At 61.0% G+C, this 19,914-nt stretch carries 16 protein-coding genes; 7 read left to right on the forward strand and 9 right to left on the reverse strand.

Annotated features, from left to right (window positions below; translation table 11 throughout):
• Positions 1-318 precede the first annotated feature (318 nt).
• The 6 genes from prpD to IMW75_RS09900 all read right to left on the reverse strand — a co-directional run bounded on the left by prpD (position 319) and on the right by IMW75_RS09900 (position 8,951).
• Entirely contained in the window at positions 319-1,803 is a 1,485-nt protein-coding gene (prpD, locus tag IMW75_RS09875) for a 2-methylcitrate dehydratase (RefSeq protein WP_205892498.1), read from the reverse strand.
• A gap of 197 nt (positions 1,804-2,000) precedes the next feature.
• On the reverse strand, positions 2,001-3,203 hold the full coding sequence (gene prpF, locus IMW75_RS09880; protein WP_205892499.1) for a 2-methylaconitate cis-trans isomerase PrpF: 1,203 nt from the start codon (positions 3,201-3,203) through the stop codon (positions 2,001-2,003).
• Positions 3,204-3,259: 56 nt separating this feature from the next.
• Entirely contained in the window at positions 3,260-5,857 is a 2,598-nt protein-coding gene (acnD, locus tag IMW75_RS09885; RefSeq protein ID WP_045060989.1) for a Fe/S-dependent 2-methylisocitrate dehydratase AcnD, read from the reverse strand.
• 214 nt (positions 5,858-6,071) lie between these two features.
• Entirely contained in the window at positions 6,072-7,199 is a 1,128-nt protein-coding gene (gene prpC, locus IMW75_RS09890) for a bifunctional 2-methylcitrate synthase/citrate synthase (protein WP_045060988.1), read from the reverse strand.
• Positions 7,200-7,344: 145 nt separating this feature from the next.
• A complete protein-coding gene (gene prpB, locus IMW75_RS09895) occupies positions 7,345-8,235 on the reverse strand; it encodes a methylisocitrate lyase (protein WP_162438309.1) in 891 nt (296 codons plus the stop codon).
• Positions 8,232-8,951, reverse strand: a complete 720-nt coding sequence (locus tag IMW75_RS09900) for a GntR family transcriptional regulator (protein ID WP_177328579.1) — start codon at positions 8,949-8,951, stop codon at positions 8,232-8,234. Before IMW75_RS09900 ends, prpB begins: the two co-directional genes overlap by 4 nt.
• 302 nt (positions 8,952-9,253) lie before the next feature.
• Between IMW75_RS09900 and rloA the strand changes: the two genes are divergently transcribed.
• From rloA to pabB, 4 genes are read left to right on the forward strand one after another with little or no spacing between them, the layout of a single operon-like run.
• Positions 9,254-9,790 carry a retropepsin-like aspartic peptidase RloA gene (rloA, locus tag IMW75_RS09905; protein WP_045060985.1) on the forward strand — a complete coding sequence of 179 codons (537 nt, stop codon included), beginning with the start codon at positions 9,254-9,256 and terminating at the stop codon, positions 9,788-9,790.
• 5 nt (positions 9,791-9,795) lie between these two features.
• Complete coding sequence (gene rloB, locus IMW75_RS09910; RefSeq protein WP_045060984.1) at positions 9,796-11,331, forward strand: osmotic stress tolerance membrane protein RloB; 1,536 nt, start codon at positions 9,796-9,798, stop codon at positions 11,329-11,331.
• The gene (locus tag IMW75_RS09915; protein WP_205892500.1) at positions 11,331-12,317 is read left to right on the forward strand and encodes an alpha-L-glutamate ligase-like protein; all 987 of its coding nucleotides are present in this window, start codon (positions 11,331-11,333) and stop codon (positions 12,315-12,317) included. The genes rloB and IMW75_RS09915 overlap by 1 nt, the downstream gene beginning before the upstream one ends.
• 6 nt (positions 12,318-12,323) lie before the next feature.
• The gene (gene pabB, locus IMW75_RS09920) at positions 12,324-13,661 is read left to right on the forward strand and encodes an aminodeoxychorismate synthase component I (protein ID WP_205892501.1); all 1,338 of its coding nucleotides are present in this window, start codon (positions 12,324-12,326) and stop codon (positions 13,659-13,661) included.
• Positions 13,662-13,825: 164 nt separating this feature from the next.
• On the opposite strand, the gene thrH is transcribed toward pabB, so the two are convergent.
• Positions 13,826-14,443: a bifunctional phosphoserine phosphatase/homoserine phosphotransferase ThrH gene (thrH, locus tag IMW75_RS09925; protein ID WP_045060981.1), complete on the reverse strand. Its 618-nt coding sequence runs from the start codon at positions 14,441-14,443 to the stop codon at positions 13,826-13,828.
• 173 nt (positions 14,444-14,616) lie between these two features.
• Between thrH and IMW75_RS09930 the strand changes: the two genes are divergently transcribed.
• From IMW75_RS09930 to IMW75_RS09940, 3 genes are all read left to right on the forward strand, one after another.
• A complete protein-coding gene (locus IMW75_RS09930) occupies positions 14,617-15,357 on the forward strand; it encodes a phosphoadenylyl-sulfate reductase (RefSeq protein WP_205892502.1) in 741 nt (246 codons plus the stop codon).
• A gap of 459 nt (positions 15,358-15,816) precedes the next feature.
• Positions 15,817-17,349 carry an NCS1 family nucleobase:cation symporter-1 gene (locus tag IMW75_RS09935; protein ID WP_205892503.1) on the forward strand — a complete coding sequence of 511 codons (1,533 nt, stop codon included), beginning with the start codon at positions 15,817-15,819 and terminating at the stop codon, positions 17,347-17,349.
• Between the two features lie 55 nt (positions 17,350-17,404).
• A complete protein-coding gene (locus IMW75_RS09940) occupies positions 17,405-18,133 on the forward strand; it encodes an aspartate/glutamate racemase family protein (RefSeq protein WP_045058990.1) in 729 nt (242 codons plus the stop codon).
• Between the two features lie 178 nt (positions 18,134-18,311).
• Here the strand turns inward: IMW75_RS09940 and IMW75_RS09945 are convergent, their stop codons facing one another.
• Positions 18,312-19,235 carry a LysR family transcriptional regulator gene (locus tag IMW75_RS09945; RefSeq protein WP_205892504.1) on the reverse strand — a complete coding sequence of 308 codons (924 nt, stop codon included), beginning with the start codon at positions 19,233-19,235 and terminating at the stop codon, positions 18,312-18,314.
• Between the two features lie 10 nt (positions 19,236-19,245).
• On the reverse strand, positions 19,246-19,911 hold the full coding sequence (locus IMW75_RS09950; RefSeq protein WP_205892505.1) for a GntR family transcriptional regulator: 666 nt from the start codon (positions 19,909-19,911) through the stop codon (positions 19,246-19,248).
• Positions 19,912-19,914 lie beyond the last annotated feature (3 nt).

The following is a 19,914-nucleotide window of genomic DNA, read 5'->3' on the forward strand; positions in this document are numbered from 1 at the left end:
TCGAGTACCATGCTGGCAGCATGCAGCTTGAACTCGCGGGTATAGACCTTTCTATCGTTCATGGAACCTCCAAGTTGGCGAAATCATATCGCCCTTAAGAGGTGTCCGGAATTATTAGACCAGTTCAGGCTGGCTCCCACAGGGAATCTGCGGTGCACACAAATCAACTGTGGGAGTGAGCCTGATAGCGGTTCAAGTAATTCTCCATTGCCTGTTCCGGCCTCATCGCCAGCAGGCTGGCTCCCACAGGGAACCTGCGGTGCACACAAATCAACTGTGGGAGCCAGCCTGCTGGCGATTGAACGATAACGCGGTCCCTCAGATAACAAACAAATCCACAAACCGATTCACCGGTGTCGCCTCAAGCCGAGCCTGATCCTTGCACAGCTCGAAGATCTCAGCGCTACGCTGGCGGGTGAATCGTGTCAGCAGGTTCGTCCTGAACTTGTCCTCCAGCAATGGTATGCCTTCGGCACGACGCCTGCGATGGCCGATCGGGTACTCCACCGCTACGTTCTCGGTACTGGTCCCGTCCTTGAAAAACACCTGCACCGCATTGGCGATCGAGCGCTTGTCGGCTTCCAGGTATTCACGGGTGTAAACCGGGCTTTCGACGATGACCATTTTCTCGCGCAGCACATCGATGATCGGGTGCGCAGCGTGGAAGGCATCCTCGTAGTGCTCGGCCACCAGGTTGCCGAACGCCAGTGGCACGGCCGTCATGTACTGGATGCAATGATCGCGATCCGCCGCGTTGGCCAGCGGGCCGACCTTGGAAATGATGCGGATCGCCGACTCGTGGGTGGTGATGACGATCCGGTCGATTTCATGCAGGCGGTTGCGTACCTGTGGGTACAGGGTCACGGCCGCTTCACAGGCGGTTTGTGCGTGGAACTCCGCGGGAAAGCTGATCTTGAACAGCACGTTTTCCATCACGTAGGAGCCGTATGCGCGGGAGAAACTGAACGCGCGCTTGTCTTGCGGCTTGAGCGCCAGATCGTTGTTGGTGTGGCTGAACAAGACGTCGTAGAACCCCCACTGCCGGGCCGTCAGCACCCCTGGAATGCCCATTTCCCCGCGCATGGCGATGTCCGCCAGGCGTACCCCGCGACTGGTGGCATCGCCTGCTGCCCAGGACTTTCGCGAGCCGGCATTCGGTGCATGTCGGTAGGTGCGCAGGGCCTGGCCGTCGGCAAAGGCATGGGACAAGGCTGACAGCAGTTGCTCGCGATTGGCGCCCATGAGTTTGGCGGTGACGGCGGTCGAGGCGACTTTGACCAGGATGACGTGGTCCAGACCCACTCGGTTGAAGGAGTTTTCCAGGGCAATCACGCCCTGGATTTCGTGGGCCATGATCATGGCTTCAAGCACTGCGCGCAGGGTCAGCGGCGCTTCGCCATTGGCCAGGCGTTTTTGCGACAGGTGGTCGGCTACCGCGAGAATACCGCCGAGGTTATCCGACGGGTGACCCCACTCTGCGGCGAGCCAGGTGTCGTTGTAATCTAGCCAGCGCACGATGCAACCGATATCCCAGGCGGCCTTCACCGGGTCGAGGCGGTAGCTGGTGCCCGGCACCCGTGCGCCAAAAGGCACCACCGTGCCTTCGACGATCGGGCCCAGGTGTTTGGTGCATTCGGGGAAGCGCAGGGCCAGCAGGCCGCAGCCGAGGGTGTCGATCAGGCAGTTGCGGGCAGTGTCCAGGGCTTCGGCAGATTCAACCTTGAAGGTGAGGACGTAGTCGGCGATGTCCTGCAGGACGGAGTCGTAGTCGGGGCGGTTGTTCTGGTCGACGTTGGTGCTCATGTTCGATTCACTCTTGAAGTGGTTCGTTGATGGGACCTCGGTTCAGGGCAATCAAATTTTATTATTGAAATGCTTTCCCACTGTAGGAGCTGCCGAAGGCTCGGGCCGCGTTCGGACGATCTTTTGATCTTGGTCGTAAAAACCAGGATCAAAAGATCGCAGCCTTCGGCAGCTCCTACAGGGGCTGCCGTGCCGGGTTAGAAGGAATCACCCGGTACGCGCACGAAGCCTTCCATCAGCACCCGCGCACTGCGGCTCATGATGGCTTTTTTCACGGTCCACTCGCCGTCAACCAGGCTCGCCTCGGCGCCTACGCGCAGGGTGCCGGATGGATGGCCGAAGCGCACCGCATTGCGTTCGGTACCGCCGGCGGCGAGGTTGACCAACGTGCCGGAAATCGCTGCCGCCGTACCAATGGCCACTGCTGCCGTGCCCATCATTGCGTGGTGCAACTTGCCCATGGACAGCGCGCGCACCAGCAGGTCGACATCCCCCGTCTTGATCGCCTTGCCGCTGGACGCTACGTAGTCCGCAGGCGCAGCTACGAAGGCCACTTTCGGTGTGTGCTGACGCGTGGCCGCTTCGTCGAGGTTCTTGATCAGGCCCATGCGCAGGGCGCCGTAAGCGCGAATGGTCTCGAACATCGCCAGCGCTTTGGGGTCGCCGTTGATCGCACCCTGCAGTTCGGTTCCGGTGTAACCGATGTCTTGCGCGTTGACGAAGATGGTCGGGATGCCAGCGTTGATCATGGTCGCCTTGAAGGTCCCCACGCCCGGTACTTCCAGGTCATCCACGAGGTTGCCGGTGGGGAACATCGAACCACCGCCACCCTCTTCTTCCGCAGCCGGGTCGAGAAATTCGACCTGTACTTCGGCCGCGGGAAAGGTCACGCCATCGAGTTCAAAATCGCCGGTTTCCTGCACCTCGCCTTGGGTGATCGGCACGTGGGCGATGATGGTCTTGCCGATGTTGGCCTGCCACACGCGAACCACGGCCACGCCGTTTTGCGGGACGCGGCTGGCGTCCACCAGGCCATTGCTGATGGCAAAAGAACCGACCGCCGCCGACAGGTTGCCGCAGTTGCCGCTCCAGTCGACAAAAGGCTTGTCGATAGACACTTGGCCGAACAGGTAATCGACGTCGTGGTCGGCCTTGGTGCTTTTCGACAGGATTACGGTTTTGCTGGTGCTGGAGGTGGCGCCGCCCATGCCGTCGATTTGCTTGTCGTAAGGGTCGGGGCTGCCGATCACCCGTAGCAGCAAGGCATCGCGCGCCGGGCCTGGAACCTGTGCCGCTTCGGGCAGGTCTTTGAGGCTGAAGAACACCCCCTTGCTGGTGCCGCCACGCATGTAGGTGGCGGGGATTTTGATCTGCGGTGCGAACGGGGTTGCGTGAGGCATGGTGCTCCTTAAAAGACGCGACGGAACCTGAAGTCCCGTCGCGGCATATCGAGTTGTTAAACGGCCACCGCCGACTCTTCGAGGAAGTCCTGGGCGAAACGTTGCAGCACGCCACCCGCCTCGTAGATCGACACTTCTTCAGCGGTATCGAGGCGGCAGGTCACCGGCACATCGACGCGCTCGCCGTTCTTGCGATGGATCACCAGCGTCAATTCGGCACGCGGCGTACGCTCGCCAATCACGTCGTAGGTTTCGCTGCCGTCGATGGCCAGGGTATGGCGGTCGGTGCCTGGCTTGAACTCCAGCGGCAACACGCCCATGCCCACCAGGTTGGTGCGGTGGATGCGTTCGAAACCTTCGGCGGCAATCGCTTCCACTCCGGCCAGGCGCACGCCTTTCGCCGCCCAGTCCCGGGAAGAACCCTGGCCATAGTCGGCGCCGGCGATGATGATCAGCGGCTGCTTGCGCTCCATGTAGGTTTCGATGGCTTCCCACATACGCATCACCTGCCCTTCCGGCTCGACGCGCGCCAGCGAACCCTGCTTGACCTTGCCGTTTTCCCGGACCATTTCGTTGAACAGTTTCGGGTTGGCAAAGGTCGCGCGTTGCGCGGTCAAGTGGTCGCCGCGATGAGTCGCGTAAGAGTTGAAGTCCTCTTCCGGCAGGCCCATTTTCGCCAGGTATTCACCGGCGGCGCTGTCGAGCATGATCGCGTTCGACGGCGACAGGTGATCGGTGGTGATGTTGTCCGGCAGCACTGCCAGCGGACGCATGCCCTTGAGCGGACGGGCACCGGCCAGCGCGCCTTCCCAGTAGGGCGGACGGCGGATGTAGGTGCTCATCTCGCGCCAGTCGTACAGCGGCGTGACTTTCGGGCCGGTGTCTTCGTGGATGGCGAACATCGGGATGTAGACCTGGCGGAACTGCTCGGGTTTGACCGATGCCTTGACCACTGCGTCGATCTCTTCGTCGCTTGGCCAGATGTCTTTCAGGCGAATTTCCTTGCCGTCTGCGTCCAGGCCCAACACGTCTTTCTCGATGTCGAAACGGATGGTGCCGGCGATGGCGTAGGCGACCACCAGTGGCGGGGACGCGAGGAACGCATTCCTGGCGTACGGGTGAATCCGCCCGTCGAAGTTGCGATTACCCGACAGCACGGCGGTGGCGTACAGGTCGCGGTCGATAATTTCCTGCTGGATCACCGGATCCAGTGCGCCAGACATGCCGTTGCAGGTGGTGCAGGCAAAGGCCACGACGCCGAAGCCCAGTTGCTCGAGTTCGTCGGTCAGGCCGGCTTCATCGAGGTACAGCGCGACGGTTTTCGAGCCCGGCGCCAGGGACGACTTGACCCATGGCTTGCGGGTCAACCCCAGCTTGTTGGCATTTCGCGCCAGCAGGCCGGCGGCGATCACGTTACGCGGGTTGCTGGTGTTGGTGCAGCTGGTGATGGCGGCGATGATCACGGCGCCGTCGGGCATCTGGCCTGGAACATCGTCCCACTGACCGGAGATGCCTTTGGCGGCCAGGTCTGACACCGCGACACGGGCGTGCGGGTTGCTCGGGCCGGCCATGTTGCGCACCACCGAAGACAGGTCGAAGGTCAACCCACGTTCGTATTGCGCATGCTTCAAGCTGTCAGCCCACAGGCCGGTAGTCTTGGCGTAGTTCTCCACCAGCTGCACCTGCTCGTCTTCACGGCCGGTGAGTTTAAGGTAGTCGATGGTTTGCTGGTCGATGTAGAACATCGCAGCCGTGGCGCCGTACTCCGGGGCCATGTTGGAGATGGTGGCGCGGTCGCCGAGGGTCAGCCTGGACGCGCCTTCACCGAAGAACTCCAGCCATGCGCCGACGACTTTTTGCTGGCGCAGGAACTCGGTCAGCGCCAGCACCATGTCGGTGGCGGTGATGCCCGGTTGCAGCTTGCCGGTCAGTTCAACGCCAACGCTTTCCGGCAGACGCATCCACGACGCGCGTCCAAGCATCACGCTTTCCGCTTCCAGGCCACCCACGCCAATGGCGATCACGCCCAGCGCATCGACATGCGGGGTGTGGCTGTCGGTGCCGACGCAGGTGTCGGGGAATGCCACGCCGTCGCGCACCTGGATCACCGGAGACATTTTCTCCAGGTTGATCTGGTGCATGATGCCGTTGCCTGGCGGGATCACATCAACGTTTTTGAAGGCTTTTTTGGTCCAGTTGATGAAGTGGAAACGGTCTTCGTTGCGGCGGTCTTCGATGGCGCGGTTCTTCTCGAACGCTTCCGGATCAAACCCGCCGCGCTCGACGGCCAGGGAGTGGTCGACGATCAGCTGAGTCGGCACTACCGGGTTGACTTGCGCCGGGTCGCCGCCTTGTAACGCGATGGCGTCGCGCAGGCCGGCGAGGTCGACCAGCGCGGTCTGGCCGAGGATGTCGTGGCAGACCACGCGCGCCGGGAACCACGGAAAATCGAGGTCGCGTTTGCGCTCGATGAATTGCTTGAGGGATTCGGTGAGCGTGGCCGGGTCGCAGCGACGCACCAGGTTTTCCGCAAGGACGCGGGAGGTGTATGGCAGGGTGTCGTAGGCACCCGGCTGGATGGCTTCGACAGCCGCGCGGACGTCGAAGTAATCCAGATGGCTGCCGGGCAGCGGTTTGCGAAATTCAGTGTTCATCGTCAGGACTCGGTCACGGTAGATGCAAAGGGTGGGGCCGGACATTAATGCTGAATGGACTCCGATCCCCTGTAGGAGCTGCCGCAGGCTGCGATCTTTTGATCTTCGGCAATTTTTGAATCGCCAGAGAATCAAGATCAAAAGATCGCAGCCTGCGGCAGCTCCTACAAGGGTTCCCGGTTCATTCAGCAACCAGCGCGGGAGCCCCCACCATTCAGCGTTGTTCGATTGGCACGAACTTGCGCTGTTCGACGCCGGTGTACTCGGCGCTCGGGCGGATGATGCGGTTGTTGGCGCGTTGTTCGAAGACGTGCGCCGCCCAGCCGGTCAGGCGCGAGCAGACGAAGATCGGGGTGAACAACTTGGTCGGGATGCCCATGAAGTGGTACGTCGACGCGTGGTAGAAGTCGGCGTTGGGAAACAGTTTTTTCTGTTCCCACATGGTCTTGTCGATCGCCTCGGACACCGGGAACAACACAGTGTCGCCGACTTCTTCGGCGAGCTTTTTCGACCAGCCCTTGATCACCTCGTTGCGCGGATCGTTGTCCTTATAGATCGCGTGGCCGAAGCCCATGATCTTGTCCTTGCGCTCGAGCATGCCGAGGGTGCCCTTGATCGCCTCTTCCGGGGACGAGAAACGCTCGATCATTTCCATCGCCGCTTCGTTGGCGCCACCGTGCAATGGTCCACGCAGAGAGCCGATGGCCGCGGTGATGCACGAGTAGAGGTCGGACAGGGTCGAGGCACACACCCGTGCGGTGAAGGTCGAGGCGTTGAACTCATGTTCCGCGTAGAGGATCAGCGAAACGTTCATCACCTTGACGTGCAGCTCGCTTGGTTTCTTGCTGTGCAGCAGGTGCAGGAAGTGACCACCGATGGATGGTTCGTCGCTCACGCAGTTGATGCGCTTGCCGTCGTGGCTGTAGCGGTACCAGTAGCACATGATCGCCGGGAAAGCGGCCAGCAGGCGATCGGTCTTGTCATGCTGCTCGGAGAAGTCTTTCTCCGGTTCCAGGTTGCCCAGGAACGAACAGCCGGTGCGCATCACGTCCATCGGATGGGCGTCGGCCGGAATGCGTTCCAGGACTTCCTTGAGCGCTTGCGGCAGGTCGCGCAGCTTGCCGAGTTTGTCCTGGTAAGCGGCGAGTTGTGCCTGGGTCGGCAGTTCGCCGTACAGCAGCAGGTACGCCACTTCTTCAAATTGTGCGTCTGCCGCCAGTTCGCGAACATCGTAGCCGCGATAGGTCAGGCCTGCGCCCGACTGGCCCACGGTGGACAGTGCGGTTTGCCCGGCAACCTGACCACGGAGCCCGGCGCCACTGAGTACTTTTGCTTCGGCCATTGCTGTCTCCAATTTTGAATTTGTTAGGGAATCTGCAATTTCTGGTGATGCTGAAAAGATCGCAGCCTTCGGCAGCTCCTACAGGACCGCGTTCGACGCACCCCGTAGGAGCTGTCGAGTGAAACGAGGCTGCGATCTTTACCGGTCATTTCTTGGCAGCAAACAACGCATCGAGCTTCTGCTCGAACGTGTGGTAATCGATGCGATCGTAAAGCTCCATGCGAGTCTGCATGGTGTCGATGACGTTTTGCTGAGTGCCGTCGCGACGGATCGCGGTGTAGACGTTTTCCGCCGCCTTGTTCATGGCCCGGAAGGCTGACAGCGGGTACAGCACCAGGGACACGTCGGCACCCGCCAACTGCTCGGTGGTGTACAGCGGGGTCGCGCCGAACTCGGTGATGTTGGCCAGGATCGGCGCTTTCACGCGGTTGGCGAACAGCTTGTACATATCCAGTTCGGTGATGGCTTCCGGGAAAATCATGTCGGCACCGGCCTCGATGCACGCGGCGGCGCGATCCAGGGCAGACTCCAGGCCTTCCACTGCCAGGGCGTCGGTGCGGGCCATGATCACGAAACTGTCATCGGTACGCGCATCGACGGCCGCCTTGATGCGGTCGACCATCTCCTGCAGCGACACGATCTCTTTATTAGGGCGGTGACCGCAGCGCTTGGCGCCGACCTGGTCTTCGATATGAATCGCCGCCGCGCCAAACTTGATCATCGACTTGACGGTACGCGCGACGTTGAACGCCGAGGAACCGAACCCGGTATCCACGTCCACCAGCAGCGGCAGGTCGCAGACATCGGTAATGCGCCGTACGTCGGTCAGCACGTCATCCAGGCCGGTGATGCCCAGGTCCGGCACGCCGAGGGAGCCAGCCGCTACCCCGCCACCCGACAGGTAGATGGCCTTGAAACCGGCGCGCTTGGCCAGCAATGCATGGTTGGCGTTGATCGCGCCAACGACTTGCAACGGATGCTCGCTGGCGACCGCATCGCGGAAACGCTGGCCTGGAGTGCTCTTGTTGGAACTCATGACTCACCTCGTTCAGTGGCTGTCTGGTTAGCGCCGTCCTGGTAGTGACGGGCGATATTGCGTTTGGAGGCGCCGATATGGCGGCGCATCAACAACTCGGCCAGTTCACCGTCACGGTCGGCGATGGCATCGAGAATTCGGTGGTGTTCGGCGAACGCCTGGTGCGGGCGGTTGGGCGTGGTGGAAAACTTCATGCGGTACATGCGCACCAGTTGATACAACTCGCCGCAGAGCATCTGGGTCAGGGTGCGGTTGCCGCTGCCCTGGATGATCCGGTAATGGAAATCGAAGTCGCCTTCCTGCTGGTAATAACCGATGCCGGCCTGGAACGCCTCGTCGCGCTCATGGGTTTCGAGCACCCGGCGCAGTTCGTCGATTTCTTCCAGGGTCATGCGCTCGGCCGCCAGGCGGCAGGCCATGCCCTCCAGAGACTCGCGAATTTCGTAGAGTTCCAGCAGTTCGGCGTGATTGAGCGATACCACGCGCGCCCCGACATGCGGTACGCGCACCAGCAGGCGCTGGCCTTCCAGGCGATGGATGGCCTCGCGCAGCGGCCCGCGGCTGATGCCATAAGTGCGCGCCAGCTCCGGTTCGGAGATCTTGCTGCCCGGAGCGATCTCGCCCTTGACGATGGCCGCCTGGATGCGCCGGAAGACGTTCTCGGACAACGTCTCCGAATCGTCTTGGGCAATGACCGGGGGATCGAGTTGATCCAGCATATTGTCGACACCTTGAAAGCTGATACCGCGAAAACTAGCGAAAACGGTACATACAGTCAAAGGAAATATGGATATTGTCGACAATCGTCTAATAAGCGTATGAAACCTACCGGCTCGGCATTAGAGGGTATAGCCCCCTGCCAGCGGTGGCGCCATAAAACCACCGTGCTAGAATGCCGCCCGCATTTGTTTGTGACATCTGCACAGCCTGTCATCACTTGATGGCTGGCATACGAGGGAGCTTGCGCAGCGATGCCAGGGCCTTGAATCAATACACGGACCGCTGCGCCCCAGGATTTATGACACTCAAGCCCTTTTTCACCTTCCTCTACCTCCTTTGCCTGCCCGGCGTCGCCGCGGCGGGGGAAAAGACCGTTTACGGCCTCAACGAATATGCGTCCCTCAATGGCATCGACCTTGAAGTCGCGGCCAAACTCGACACAGGCGCGAAAACCGCCTCGCTGAGTGCCCGGGATATCAAGCGCTTCAAGCGCAATGGCGAATCCTGGGTGCGCTTCTACCTGGCCATCGACACCGCGCACTCGCATCCGATCGAGCGGCCGCTGGCCCGCGTCAGCAAGATCAAGCGACGCGCCGGGGACTACGATCCCGATGAGGGCAAGAAGTACACCGCTCGTCCGGTGATCGAGCTGGATATTTGCATGGGTTCGGCTTTACGCAGCATCGAAGTGAACCTAACCGACCGCAGCGCTTTCCAATTCCCGCTCCTGATCGGCTCCGAAGCACTGAAACGCTTCGACGCGCTGGTCGATCCAAGTCTTAAATACGCTGCTGGCAAACCCGCCTGCGCCACCGACGCACATACCGCAGAGTAATTCCAATGCGCGCTCTTACACTCCATCTGAGAATCCTGATCGCCATCCTGGTGGTGCTGGGCATTTCAGTGACGGCCTATCAGATTTTCGTGCTCGGCATTCCCGTGACCGAAGACGCTACCGACGACTTGTGGAACATCGACGCCAAGGTCGAGTTCGTCGCCAGCGCCAAGGATCCGGTCAAGATCCAGATGTTCGTGCCGCCGTTGAGCCGCGACTATGTCAGCCTCAACGAAAGCTTCATTTCCAATAACTATGGGGTGGCGGTCAACCGTGTCGACGGCAACCGCAAGGTCACCTGGTCTGCGCGACGGGCAAAGGGCAACCAGACGCTGTACTACCGCCTGGTGCTGACCAAGCGCTACACCGGCGAGAAGGCCAAGATCAAGGGCCCCACCTTCCGCGACAGCATCGTGGTCGAAGGTCCGGAGAAAATCGCCGCCGAAGCCCTGCTCGCACCGATCCGCCAGCATTCGGCCGACGTCGAAACCTTTATTGGCGAGGCCATCAAGCGGGTCAACAACCTCAACGACGACAACGTGAAGCTGCTGCTGGGCGGTGATCCGTCCACCGTGCATAAGGCGCGGATCGTCGAGCTGCTGCTGTCGATCGCCCACGTGCCGATCGAGAAAGTCCACACCATCCGCCTGGTGGCCGACCAGCCGCAAGTGCCCGAACTGTGGCTGCGCAGCTTCAACGGCACCGACTGGCTGTACTTCAACCCGGAAACCGGCGAGCAGGGCCTGCCGACCGACCGCCTGCTGTGGTGGACCGGCGATGAAAACCTGATCACCGTCGAGGGTGGCAAAAAAGCCAACGTGACCTTCAGCCTGAACAACAGCGAAATGAACGCCATTCGCCTGGCCAAGCTGACGGATGAAAACACCGACGCCAACTTCCTCGAATATTCGCTGTATGGCCTGCCGCTGCAGACCCAGCAGACCTTCATGATCATGGTGATGATCCCGATCGGCGTGCTGGTGATCCTGATCCTGCGCAACCTGATCGGCCTCCAGACCCTCGGGACCTTTACTCCGGTACTGATCGCCCTGGCCTTCCGGGAAACCCAGCTGGGCTTCGGCATCGTGCTGTTCACCATCATCACTGCGCTTGGGCTGTCACTGCGTTCCTACCTCGAGCACCTGAAGCTGCAGATGTTGCCGAGGCTGTCGGTGGTGCTGACGTTCGTGGTGGTGCTGATTGCGGCGATCAGCCTGTTCAGCCACAAGCTCGGCCTGGAACGCGGGCTGTCGGTTGCGCTGTTCCCGATGGTGATTCTGACCATGACCATCGAACGTCTGTCGATCACCTGGGAAGAGCGCGGGGGTGGCCATGCCATGAAAGTGGCGGTCGGCACACTGTTCGCCGCCTCCCTGGCGCACCTGATCATGAGCGTGCCGGAACTGGTGTACTTCGTGTTCACGTTCCCGGCGATCCTGCTGATCCTGGTGGGCTTCATGCTGGCCATGGGTCGCTATCGCGGCTACCGCCTGACCGAGCTGGTGCGCTTCAAGGCGTTCCTGAAGAAGGCTGACGCCTGATGTTCGGTTTCTGGAAGACCTGGAAGGCCCTGGAAGCCCGGGGCATCATGGGCATCAATCGGCGCAACGCGGACTATGTGCTCAAGTACAACAAGCGCAGCCTGTACCCGATTGTCGATGACAAGATCATCACCAAGGAGCGCGCGATCGCTGCCGGCATCCATGTGCCGGAACTGTACGGGGTGATCTCCACCGAGAAGGAAATCGACAAGCTCGACGAGATCATCGGCGGGCGCACCGATTTCGTGGTCAAGCCGGCCCAGGGCGCTGGCGGTGACGGCATCATCGTGATCGCTGACCGCTTCGAGGGGCGCTACCGCACGGTGTCCGGGAAGATCATCAGCCATGAGGAGATCGAGCACCATATCTCCAGCATCCTCACTGGCCTGTATTCCCTGGGCGGTCACCGCGACCGCGCCCTGATCGAATACCGAGTGATCCCGGACCAGATTTTCAAGAGCATCAGCTATGAGGGCGTGCCGGACATCCGCATCATCGTGCTGATGGGCTACCCGGTCATGGCCATGCTGCGCCTGCCGACTCGCCAGTCCGGCGGCAAGGCCAACCTGCACCAGGGCGCCATCGGCGTAGGTGTCGACCTTGCCACCGGCCTGACGCTGCGCGGCACCTGGCTGAACAACATCATCACCAAGCACCCCGACACCACCAATGCGGTCGATGGCGTGCAACTGCCCTACTGGGACGGCTTCATGAAGCTCGCCGCCGGCTGTTATGAGCTGTGCGGGCTGGGCTACATTGGCGTGGACATGGTGCTCGACCAGGAAAAAGGCCCGCTGATTCTCGAGCTCAATGCCCGGCCCGGCCTGAACATCCAGATTGCCAACGATTGCGGGCTGACGCTGCGCACCCATGCCGTCGAGGCGCGACTGGAAGACTTGAAAGCCCGCGGCGTGACCGAGACGGTCGAGGAGCGCGTGGCGTTCGTGCAGCAAATGTTCGGGCATATTCCACCGGTTGAAGGCTGACCGTCCATGCCGACCTGCTCCGTACACCCGCTGCCCTATCGCGCCAATCCTGCCGAATATTTCGCGATCATTCGCCATGCCCCGGGCGCCGTGCTGCTCGACAGCGGCCGGCCGACCGCCGACCGAGGTCGCCATGACCTGCTCAGCGCCTGGCCGCTGGAGCAACTGGCGGTGCTGCCTGACGAAAGTGGCAGCGATTTCCTGCAACGCCTGCGGGACAACCTGACGCGCCTGGGTGAAGCCTCGGTACCGCTCGACCTGCCTTTCGCGGGCGGGCTGATCGGGTATCTGAGCTATGACTTCGGCCGTCATCTGGAGCAACTGCCAAGCGTGGCCAGGGACGATTTGCATCTGCCGGACGCTCGCTTCGGACTGTATGCCTGGGCCCTGATCAGCGACCACCAGCTGGCCACCAGCCAACTGGTATTTCACCCGACGCTGGCCGATAGCGAACGCCAGCGCCTGATCGAACTGTTCAGTGGAACAACCAGCGATGAAATCGAGCCGTTCCGGCTGACCGCGCCGATGAGCCCCGACCTGAGCGCCGACGAGTATCGCCAGGCGCTTGAGCGCATCCAGCAGTACATCCAGGCCGGTGATTGCTACCAGGTCAACTTCGCCCAGCGTTTCCGCGCCGAGTGCCAGGGCGATCCCTGGGCGGCCTATTGCGCCCTGCGAGCGGCCTGCCCGACGCCGTTTTCCGGTTTCCAGAGCCTGCCTGATGGCGGCGCGGTGCTGAGCCTTTCACCCGAGCGTTTCGTCAAAGTCAGCCAGGGCCTGGTCGAAACCCGCCCGATCAAAGGCACGCGGCCCCGGGGCCAGACCGCAGCTGAAGACGCAGCCAACGCCGCTGAACTGCTGGCCAGCCCCAAGGATCGCGCCGAAAACCTGATGATCGTCGACCTGCTGCGCAACGACCTAGGCCGCACCTGCCGCATTGGTTCGGTGCGGGTGCCGGAGCTGTTCAGCCTGGAAAGCTACCCCAACGTGCACCATCTGGTGAGCAGCGTCACGGGTGAACTGGCCGCAGACCGCGATGCCCTGGACCTGATTGCCGGCAGCTTCCCCGGAGGCTCGATTACCGGCGCACCGAAAATCCGCGCGATGCAGATTATTGACGAACTGGAACCGACGCGACGGGGCCTGTATTGCGGCTCGCTGTTGTATCTGGACGTGCGCGGCGAGATGGACAGTTCCATCGCCATTCGCAGTTTGCTGGTCAAGGACGGGCAGGTGTGTTGCTGGGGTGGCGGCGGGATCGTCGCGGACTCCCAGTGGCAGGCCGAGTATGCGGAGTCGATCACCAAGGTGAAGGTGCTGCTCGATACCCTGCAGAACCTTTAATCAATTGACTGAACAACACCTGATCAATCGACTGAACAACACCATCACTGTAGGAGCTGCCGCAGGCTGCGATCTTTTGACTTTGATTTTTAAGGTCAAGATCAAAAGATCGCAGCCTTCGGCAGCTCCTACGGGGGAGATCGGGGGATATGGGGGATTTGTGTTTACAAGGTCAGGGCCCGGTTCGAGGCCTTGATGAACTCCTGCTTGAGCTCCTCAAAGGTATGCACCGCCGGGAATTGCGGGAACTCGCGGATTACATTGTCCGGCGCATGGAACAGGATCCCCGCATCCGCTTCGCCCAGCATCGTCGTGTCGTTGTACGAATCCCCTGCTGCGATCACACGATAATAAAGGCTCTTGAAAGCCAGGACCGACTGGCGCTTGGGGTCTCTCTGACGCAACTGATAGCTCGTCACTCGACCGGCGTCATCGGTAATCAGCCGATGGCACAGCAGTGTCGGGAAACCCAGCTGGCGCATCAGCGGCTGGGAGAATTCGTAGAACGTATCTGACAGGATCACCACCTGAAAGCGTTCACGCAGCCAATTGACGAACTCCACCGCACCGTCCAGAGGCTTCAACGTGGCGATCACTTCCTGGATATCGGACAGCTTCAGGCCGTGCTCGTCGAGAATCCGCAGGCGCTGTTTCATCAGCACGTCGTAGTCGGGAATGTCCCGAGTGGTGGCCTTGAGGGATTCGATCCCGGTTTTTTCGGCGAAGGCGATCCAGATTTCGGGAACCAGTACCCCTTCAAGATCCAGGCAAGCAATTTCCACAAGACACTCCCATTTGTAGTGATTATTGAGTCGAGCGAGCAAAAAGACTGCCGAACTCTAACCACTCGCACTAGCCTGCGCAACGCAGAGGACGCGCCAGCGCTTGTCGGATTTTGTTACCATCAGCCCCATATAGAGCGCCCAGCGCCACCGACCTGTAGGAAGCCGCCCTGATGAGCCCATCGTTCGATGTCGTGGAACTCGCCACGACCTATGCCAATAAATCTGCCCAGGACATTCTCAAACTCGCGTTTGCCGAGTTCGGCGATGACCTGTGGATATCCTTCAGCGGCGCCGAAGACGTGGTGCTCGTGGACATGGCCTGGAAGCTGAACAAGAACGTCAAGGTGTTCAGCCTCGACACCGGCCGCCTGCATCCAGAGACCTACCGCTTCATCGATCAGGTGCGCGAGCACTACAAGATCGAGATCGAGCTCGTGTCGCCGGACTACACGAAACTGGAACCTTTCGTTAAGGACAAAGGCCTGTTCAGCTTCTATAAGGACGGTCATGGTGAATGCTGTGGCATCCGCAAGATCGAACCGCTGCGGCGCAAACTGTCCGGCGTACGCGCATGGGCGACCGGCCAGCGGCGCGACCAGAGCCCGGGCACGCGCAGTGCGGTGGCCGTGATGGAAATCGACACCGCGTTTTCCACCCCCGAACGCACCCTTTACAAGTTCAACCCGCTGGCGCAGATGACCAGCGAAGAGATCTGGGGCTACATCCGCATGCTCGAACTGCCGTACAACAGCCTGCACGAGCGCGGCTTCATCAGCATCGGCTGCGAACCCTGCACCCGCCCGGTGCTGCCGAACCAGCATGAACGCGAAGGTCGCTGGTGGTGGGAAGAGGCGACGCAGAAAGAGTGCGGGCTGCATGCGGGAAACATCATCGGCAAGTCCAAGGCCTAATCTGCGCCTCAATAAAAAATGTGTACACACGACTGTCACCATCGGTGCCATTTGTGTGTGCACTTTTTGTTTCATCGCCCCAAAACGTTACATTTTCCCGCCCTCACCCCCTCCGCCGATCCGGTACTCACGCCCGCCTATAGAAATAAATAGCTGATCAAACAGTCAGTTTATTTAGCTATATAATCAAAGAGTTAGCGAAATTTGATAACAAAAGGAAATTAACAGCCACTTTCATAGATCGCTCACTGGCACAGATCTCGCTTGAGTGCATACATGTTTTGTATACAACACGATCCAAAACATACACACACTTTAGATCCGCAAGCCTGAAGCGCCCTATCCCGTACAGGCTGCAGATGCCCCGAAACCAATGATGTTTGCCGTTCGCGACGAAGATTTGTCGAGCCCTTGCTCAAGCACAGTCATCGCAGCGCCAAGCTTCAGGAGCCTGCCGGAATGCGTACTAGCCTCTCCAATAACAATATTGCGCTGGATCTACACCTCCCTCCCTCATCCCTCGATCAACCTTGCGACGGCCCCGTTGTTCTCAGCCCGCGCCTGCACAACAAGGACCTGGCACCGACCAAGGCCGAGGGGCGGCGCTGGGGCCGCTACAGTATTTTCGCCCTGTGGACCAACGATGTGCACAACATCGCCAACTACTCCTTCGCCATCGGCCTGTATGCGCGGGGGCTCGGAGGGTGGCAGATTCTGCTGTCGCTGGGGATTGGCGCAGCTCTCGTTTACTTCTTCATGAACCTGTCCGGCTACATGGGCCAGAAAACCGGCGTGCCGTTTCCGGTGATCAGCCGGATCAGTTTCGGCATTCATGGCGCGCAGATTCCTGCATTGATCCGCGCCGTTATCGCCATCGCCTGGTTCGGCATCCAGACGTACCTGGCCTCGGTGGTATTCCGAGTGCTGCTGACGGCAGTACACCCTGGTTTTGCCGACTATGACCACAACTCGATCCTCGGCCTGTCGAGCCTGGGCTGGGTGTGTTTCGTCGCTATCTGGCTGGTGCAGCTGGCCATCCTGGCCTACGGCATGGAGATGGTGCGGCGCTATGAAGCGTTCGCCGGCCCGGTGATACTGCTGACCGTTGCCGCCCTCGCCGGCTGGATGTACACCCAGGCCGATGCGACGATCGCCTGGTCGATCCGCGAACCGCTGAGCGGCGCCGAGATGTGGCGCAACATCTTTGCTGGCGGCGCCTTGTGGCTGGCCATCTACGGCACGCTGATCCTCAATTTCTGCGATTTTGCCCGCTCTTCGCCATGCCGCAAGACCATCAAGGTCGGCAATTTCTGGGGACTGCCGGTAAACATCCTGGTATTCGCCGCCATCACAGTCCTGCTGTGCGGCGCGCAATTCCAGATCAACGGCCGAATCATCGAAAGCCCGACCGAGATCATTGCCTCTATCCCCAATACCTTCTTCCTGGTGCTGGGCTGCCTGGCCTTCCTGATCGTCACCGTGGCCGTCAACATCATGGCCAACTTCGTCGCACCGGCTTTCGTGCTGAGTAACCTGGCACCGAAATACCTGACCTTCCGCCGCGCCGGCTTGATCAGCGCTACCCTTGCGGTGCTGATCCTGCCGTGGAATCTCTACAACAGCCCGCTGGTGATCGTGTACTTCCTGTCCGGCCTGGGCGCCCTGCTGGGGCCGCTGTACGGGGTGATCATGGTCGATTACTGGCTGGTGCGAAAAGGCCAGGTCAACGTGCCGCAGCTGTACAGCGAAGACCCCGACGGCGCGTATTACTACAGCCGCGGCGTCAACCTGCGCGCGGTGGCAGCGTTCATTCCTGCAGCGCTGATCGCCATCGTCCTGGCACTGGTGCCGGGCTTTCACAGCGTGTCCCCGTTTTCCTGGTTGATCGGCGCCGGGATTGCCGGAATGCTCTACCTGATCATCGCCCGGCGCGAGCCTCATTACGCTGACGTCAGCGGCGAATCCATCGCGGTCGACAACGCCAGTCACTAACCCTTGGCGGCCCGGCGACGTCGGGCTGCAGAACAACCTGCTATAAGGACTTCCCATGCGAATTCTCGTGGTCAACGTCAACACCACCGAGTCCATCACCCAGGCCATTGCCCGCTCGGCCCAGGCAGTGGCTGCCCCGGGCACCGAAATTATTGGCCTGACGCCCTACTTCGGCGCCGACTCCGTGGAGGGCAACTTCGAAAGTTACCTGGCAGCGATTGCCGTGATGGACCGGGTGATGTCTTACGACCAGCCTTTCGACGCGGTTATCCAGGCCGGCTACGGCGAGCACGGCCGCGAAGGCCTGCAGGAGCTGCTGGACGTGCCGGTGGTGGACATCACCGATGCCGCCGCCAGTACCGCGATGTTTCTCGGCCATGCCTACTCGGTGGTCACGACCCTGGATCGCACCGTGCCCCTGATCGAGGACCGGTTAAAACTCTCCGGCCTGTGGGATCGCTGCGCCTCCGTGCGGGCCAGTGGCCTGGCGGTGCTGGAGCTGGAATCGGATCCGCAGCGTGCGCTGGAAGCCATCGTCCGCCAGGCGGAATTGGCGGTGCTCGAAGACAAGGCTGAGGTGATTTGCCTGGGTTGCGGCGGGATGGCCGGGCTGGACGAGCAGATCCGCCAGCGCACCGGCGTGCCGGTCGTGGATGGCGTGACAGCGGCGGTCACCATTGCCGAATCACTGGTGCGACTGGGCTTGTCGACGTCCAAGGTGCGCACCTATGCGACGCCGCGGCCGAAGAAGATCATTGGTTGGCCGGGGCGGTTTGGTCGGTAGACCGAGGTGCCCCAATCGCGGGCAAGCCCGCTCCCACAGGTATCACCTGTAATTGGAGACTACATCGAGCCTGTGGGAGCAGCCTTGCTCCCACAGACAGTACACATACTTGGAGCTAACATCGAACCTGTGGGAGCGGGCTTGCCCGCGATGGCTGCACCTCGGTCTATAGCCTTGCTCAGATAGCACTGAACCGCTGCCCCAACCCCTGCTGCGCAAACTGCTCAATCACAAAATTCACAAACGCCCGGGTCTTGCCCGGCAGCAACTTGTGTTCGGCGTAGTAGATGGAAATGTTGCCATCGTCGACGCACCAGTCCGGCAACACCCGCTGCAAGGTCCCCGCCTCCAGATACCCCAGCGCAAAAGGCATGCTGACCAAGGCCACGCCCAAGCCTTGGGCCGCCGTGGCACAGGCTGCTTCGGAATCGCTCATGGTCATCCGCGCCTTGAGCACCAGGGGACTGTGTTGCCGGGTGCGACTGGTCAACTGCCACGAGCGCACGCGGCCGGTTTGCGGTGAACGAATCAGGATACCGTCGTGATGCCCGAGATCTTCAGGCTCCAGGATCGGCGCCCGGCTCGACAGGTATTCGGCTGAAGCCACCAGCACCCGATGCGCCGGCGTCAGCTTGCGAGCGACCACGCCCTGGGGCAGGTCAAACCCGCCGCCAATCGCCGCGTCAAACCCTTGGGCGATCAGATCGACCTGGCGGTTATCGAAATGCCAGTCAGGGTTGATCGCCGGGAATCGCCGCAAAAACTCGCCTAGCAGGGGCACCACGTACAGCCGACCGAACATCGTGCCCATGCTGACCTTCAACGTCCCCGCCGGCAGCCCCTGCGCGCTGGCCAGGTTGGCCACGGCGTTCTGGATGGTGTTCAGGCTGGTGCTGACTTCGCCGAGGAACAGCTGGCCGGCTTCGGTCAACCTCAGGCTGCGCGTACTGCGCTGGAACAAGCGCACGCCCAGGCGCGCCTCCAGCTTGGCGACGCTCTTGCCCACCGCCGCCGGCGTAAGGCTCAGGCGCCGCGCGGCTTCGGCAAAGCTGCCGACTTCGGCACTGCGTACAAAGCATTCGATACTGCTGAAGGTTTCCATGAGGGACTGGCTATCGATTCATGCTGCGTTCGTAGGCTGCCAGAACGGTGCGCTCCGATTGCACCAGATAGGCTTCGAGCATCCGGGTCGCCTCCTCCGGTCGCCCCTCTTCTATGCAACGCAAGACTGAAATGTTCATGTCGACGTAAGGCATATGCAGGAATTCGGCGTCATCCAGCAGGCCGAACGCCAAGCGCAGCTCGGCCGATATCTGCCCATAGAACACCACCAATCGCGGACTGTCGGCGAGCTCGACGATAGCCTTGTGGAACATCATGTTAGCGGTGCCGACTGCTTTCCAATCCTTGGCTTCGCGCGCTTGCATGCCTGCCTCCACCGCCTGACGCATATGCAATGTTCCCGGGTGCAGCGGGTATCCCTGGGCAATGGCCTTGCATTCGATAAAGCGGCGTACACGATAGATGTCAATAATCGACGCCATATCAGGCACCGCCACAGTGACCCCGCGATTAGGCTCATGCTTGAGCAAACCCTCCCGGGTCAGGACCCTGAACGCCTCTCTGAGCGTGTTGCGGGAGATCTGCAGGCTATCGGCCAGCGCCGCTTCGGACAGCCGTTGGCCCGGTACCAATTCGCCTTCGACCAGCATCCTGCGGACCTCCTGGGTAATGGACTCACCCAGCGAGCGCGGAAGGGAATTTGCAACGTCGTTCATGTG

This window comes from Pseudomonas gregormendelii, from assembly GCF_017114825.1.
In the GTDB taxonomy this organism is placed as follows: Bacteria; Pseudomonadota; Gammaproteobacteria; order Pseudomonadales; family Pseudomonadaceae; genus Aquipseudomonas; species Aquipseudomonas gregormendelii.